The sequence below is a fragment of the Mucilaginibacter sp. P4_G9 genome (assembly GCF_056400985.1).
The window spans coordinates 1-708 of sequence record NZ_JBFUKF010000907.1 but is presented as its reverse complement, the minus strand read 5'-3'; the positions used below and the strand labels follow the sequence as shown (position 1 = coordinate 708).

Below are 708 nucleotides of genomic sequence, written 5' to 3'. Positions count from 1 at the left end.
AGGTTAGCCTTGGTAGCCATGCTTAACAGAAATCGTAGGAGAACATTATTAGAATGCTCGTTATCAGCCGATTAATCAAATTATTCCAGGTTTATTTTTTACTTAATATACTCTAAATTAAACACCTACTTCGAACTTTAATGAACTCTTGTTATTACATAAACAATCAATATTAATTTGACTGATTCAAATTCTTTCCAGGGAGAGCTATTTTATCAATTTAGCTTAATAATTTATATGGATTGCCTTTCACTGCCACTTTTCATTTCGTAGGGGCTATATTTGCGATTTAAATTACTACATTTAGCTATCAAAACTAGTTAATTTTAAACTATTATATAATAATAAAACATGAACACGAACGAATTAGGACAGAAATCAAAAAGGCCTAAATTAGAATACTTAGATGGACTAAGAGGATTTTCTGCTTTAACAATTGCTATGTTTCATGCTATTCTTTTTACAGGACATGGGGTTAACTCAGATAAGTTTCCCTTTTATTTAAAACCAATTATTGCCATTATTTTTAACGGACATTATGCCGTGCCGGTATTTATAGTGCTATCGGGCTACAGCCTCACTATCCCTGTCGTTTTAAACGAAGAAAAAAAGCTTAATGGCGGCTTTTTTTCTTATTTAAAACGAAGAGCCAGAAGAATTTTGCCACCATACTATTTTGCCCTTTTCTTTTTTTTAGTTCTTATATAC

At 31.2% G+C, this 708-nt stretch carries 1 protein-coding gene; it reads left to right on the top strand.

Annotated features, from left to right (window positions below; translation table 11 throughout):
• Positions 1-351 precede the first annotated feature (351 nt).
• Positions 352-708, top strand: a 357-nt coding sequence (locus AC1DPZ_RS28490; protein WP_477409878.1) for an acyltransferase family protein, incomplete at its 3' end; no start/stop codon positions are given.